The sequence below is a fragment of the Microbacterium sp. genome (genome assembly GCF_051953575.1).
Taxonomy (GTDB): domain Bacteria; phylum Actinomycetota; class Actinomycetes; order Actinomycetales; family Microbacteriaceae; genus Microbacterium.
This window is the reverse complement of the sequence record NZ_JBQCIP010000142.1, coordinates 1-3,535: the sequence shown is the minus strand read 5'-3', so window position 1 is coordinate 3,535 and position 3,535 is coordinate 1. Positions and strand designations below refer to the sequence as shown.

4 protein-coding genes are annotated in these 3,535 nt (G+C 67.4%); all 4 read right to left on the bottom strand.

Annotated features, from left to right (window positions below; all coding sequences use genetic code 11):
- Window positions 1–23: 23 nt before the first annotated feature.
- Genes ACTHNQ_RS09000 through secY form a run of 4 tightly spaced genes read right to left on the bottom strand, consistent with a single transcriptional unit; the run spans window position 24 to window position 3,492 of the window.
- A complete protein-coding gene (locus ACTHNQ_RS09000) occupies window positions 24–722 on the bottom strand; it encodes a DsbA family protein (protein WP_440332973.1) in 699 nt (232 codons plus the stop codon).
- Between the two features lie 10 nt (window positions 723–732).
- The gene (gene map, locus ACTHNQ_RS08995) at window positions 733–1,575 is read right to left on the bottom strand and encodes a type I methionyl aminopeptidase (RefSeq protein ID WP_440332971.1); all 843 of its coding nucleotides are present in this window, start codon (window positions 1,573–1,575) and stop codon (window positions 733–735) included.
- 4 nt (window positions 1,576–1,579) lie between these two features.
- On the bottom strand, window positions 1,580–2,173 hold the full coding sequence (locus ACTHNQ_RS08990; RefSeq protein WP_440332970.1) for an adenylate kinase: 594 nt from the start codon (window positions 2,171–2,173) through the stop codon (window positions 1,580–1,582).
- On the bottom strand, window positions 2,170–3,492 hold the full coding sequence (gene secY / locus ACTHNQ_RS08985) for a preprotein translocase subunit SecY (protein WP_018171463.1): 1,323 nt from the start codon (window positions 3,490–3,492) through the stop codon (window positions 2,170–2,172). The genes ACTHNQ_RS08990 and secY overlap by 4 nt, the downstream gene beginning before the upstream one ends.
- Window positions 3,493–3,535 lie beyond the last annotated feature (43 nt).

Sequence of the window (3,535 nt, the reverse complement as noted above, 5' to 3'; positions counted from 1 at the left end):
GGCATCCACCCTTCTGTCGACTGCTACTGGAACAGCGTGCTCAGCTGCCCGGCGGGCGGGAGCTGCGAGTTCGCGATGACCGTGCCGTTGACGGCGATCGTCGGCGTGCCGATGCCCTGCGAACCCGGCTGGATCGGGGTCTTCAACGTCATCTCGGTGACGTAGCCGGCGTACGTGCCGTCGTTCACGCACGAGTCGATGCCGCTCACGCCCACGTCCGACGCGATGCCGAGGATCTCCTTGTTCGTGAGGCCCTTCGAGCCCTCGGTCGGCTGGTTCGCGAACATCTGCTGCAGGAACGGCAGCGACTTGTCGGCATCCGCCACCGCCACGCAGTACGCGGCGTTCGCCGCACGCGTGGAGTACTGGGTGTTCTGCGACTGCGAGTCGAGGATCGAGATCGGGTGGATGTCGAGGGTGATGCTGCCGTCGTCGACCATGCCCTGGATCTCGGAGCCGTACGTCTCCTCGAACTGGCCGCAGATGGGGCACATGAAGTCGATGTACGTCGCCAGGCTGTCAGATCCCTCGCCGACGTGGATCGCGCCCGTCTCGGCGTCGATGTTGGACGCGGACGGCGTGTTCACCTCGGTCGGCAGCGGCTTGGGCGCCGCAGCGTTGTTGAGGGTCACGACCAGGACCGTCACCAGGACGAGGGCGATCACGACGCCCACCGTCACCCAGATCGCGAACCAGTTCGTCTTCTTCACTGCCTGTGCCACTGCCTGCCTCCTAGGCGATCGCGCGCGGGGTCACGCCGAAGGGTGCAAGTCCCGCGGCTCCCCCATCGGGTGCGGTGAGCACCCAGATACCGTCATCGTGCACGGCGACGCTATGTTCCCAATGTGAACCGGCCGTGCCGTCGACCGTGGACACCGTCCAGCCGTCATCCTCGACGAAGGTCGCCTGGTCGCCGATGACGACCATGGGCTCGATCGCGAGCACGAGGCCCGGACGCACCTCGGGACCCGGGTCGGGAACGCGGTAGTTGAAGACCGACGGGGACTCGTGCATCTTGCGCCCGATGCCGTGGCCCACGTACTCGCGCAGGATGCCGTAGGTGCCCGACTCGGGCGAATTCGCTTCGATGTGCTCCTGGATCGCCGCGCCGATCTCGCCGATGTGCCTCGCGCTCGCGAGTGCCGCGATACCCGCCCACATCGATCCCTCGGTCACGTCCGAGAGGCGCTGCCGCTCGGCGACCACCTCGGGGCGCGTGTCGTCGGGCAGCACGATCGTGAACGCGGAGTCGCCGTTCCAGCCCTTGAACTCGGCGCCGGCATCGATCGACAGGATGTCGCCAGGAGCGAGCACACGGTCACCGGGGATGCCGTGGACGACCTCCTCGTTGACGGACGAGCAGATCGTGTGGCGGTAGCCCCGGACCATCTGGAAGTTCGACTTCGCACCCCGGGCGGTGATGAGCGCGGAGGCCGCGGCATCCAGTTCCAGCGTTGTCACGCCGGGAGCCACGAGCGCACGTGCGGCCTCGAGCGCCGCCGCCGTGATCAGTCCCGGCTCGACCATCGCCCGCAGCTGAGCGGGCGACTTGTAGATCGAGCGACGCAGCGCCACGGGATCAGGCCGCGGCGGCGCGGACCAGGCCGCGCGCCTCGAGGGCCGCGATGATGCGGTCGGTGATCTCGTCGAGCGTGCCGACGCCGTCGATGCGGTCGACGATGTCGCGGGCCTCGTACACGCCGAGGATCGGCGCCGTCTCGCGCTCGTAGATCGCCAAGCGGTTCGCGATGACCTCTTCCGTGTCGTCGCTGCGGCCCTGCTCGGCGGCGCGACGGGCGATGCGCGAGATGCTCTCGTCGCGTGGCACGTCCAGGAGGATGACCGCGTCGAGCTCCTCGTCACGGCCTTCGAGGAACTCGTCGAGGTGCATCACCTGCGCGACGTTGCGGGGGTACCCGTCGAGCAGGAACCCGCCTGCGGCGTCCCCTTCCGACAGCCGCTCACGCACGACCGCGCTGGTCAGCTCGTCGGGGACCAGGTCGCCGGCCTCGATGATGGCCTTCACCTGCTGGCCGAGCTCGGAGCCCGCCGCCACCGCGCCGCGGAACACGTCGCCGGTCGAGATGGCGGGGATGCCGAACGCCTCCGCGATGCGGATGCCCTGGGTGCCCTTGCCCGAGCCCTGCGGGCCCACGATCAGGAGTCGCGTCATCGGAGGAGCCCTTCGTAGTGGCGCTGCTGCAGCTGCGCGTCGATCTGCTTCACGGTCTCGAGGCCGACACCGACGATGATGAGGATGGAGGCGCCGCCGAACGGGAAGTTCTGGTTGGCCCCGACCGTCGCCAGCGCGATCAGCGGCAGGAGCGCGATCAGACCGAGGTAGATCGAGCCCGGGAGCGTGATGCGGGTGAGGACGTAGTCCAGGTACTCGGCCGTGGGGCGACCCGCTCGGATACCCGGGATGAATCCGCCGTACTTCTTCATGTTGTCGGCGACCTCCACGGGGTTGAACGTGATCGCGACGTAGAAGTACGTGAACCCGACGATGAGCAGGAAGTACAGGATCATGTACAGCGGGTGGTCGCCCTTGACCAGGTACAGGTTGATCCACGTGACCCAGCCCGGCACATCCTGACCGGCCTGCGGCTGGTTGAACTGCGCGATGAGCGCCGGGATGTACAGCAGCGACGACGCGAAGATGACGGGCACGACGCCGGCCATGTTCACCTTGATCGGGATGTAGGTGTTCGTGCCGCCGTAGGTGCGGCGACCCACCATGCGCTTGGCGTACTGCACCGGGATGCGTCGCTGGGACTGCTCGACGAAGACGACGAGCCCGACGACGACCACGCCGACCGCCAGCACGAGGAGGAAGACCTCGAAGCCCTTGGACTGCCAGATGGCCCACATCGACACCGGGAACTGCGCGGCGATCGACGTGAAGATGAGCAGCGACATGCCGTTGCCGATGCCGCGCTCGGTGACGAGCTCGGCGAACCACATGATGAGGCCCGTGCCGGCCGTCATCGTGATGATCATCAGCAGCTGCGCCCACCACACGTCATTGGTGAGGAGCTGGTCGCACTCGGGGATGTTGGTGGTGCCGAACAGGGCGCCGCTGCGGGCGACCGTGACGAGCGTCGTGGACTGAAGGAGCGCCAGCGCGATCGTGAGGTAGCGCGTGTACTGCGTCAGCTTGGCCTGGCCCGCCTGGCCCTCCTTGTAGAGGGTCTCGAAGTGCGGGATGACCACGCGCAGCAGCTGCACGATGATCGTCGCGGTGATGTACGGCATGACGCCGAGCGCGAAGATCGACAGCTGCAGCAGCGCACCGCCCGAGAACAGGTTGACGAGCGACAGCAGGCCCTCGGTCCCCGACGACTGGCGCAGACACTCCTGCACGTTCGGGAAGTCGACGAACGGCGCCGGCACATGCGCGCCGAAGCGGTACAGGGCGATGATCGCCAGAGTGAATGCGATCTTCCGCCGAAGGTCGGGAGTGCGGAAGACCCGCGCGATGGCGCTGAACAAGAGGATTCCTCCAGAGGGGGGATGCCGGCACTGACGTCGTGCC

Excerpts from the sequence above, each read along its gene's own strand:
- ACTHNQ_RS08990 (WP_440332970.1), bottom strand. The coding sequence starts at position 2,173 with ATGACGCGACTCCTGATCGTGGGCCCGCAGGGCTCGGGCAAGGGCACC.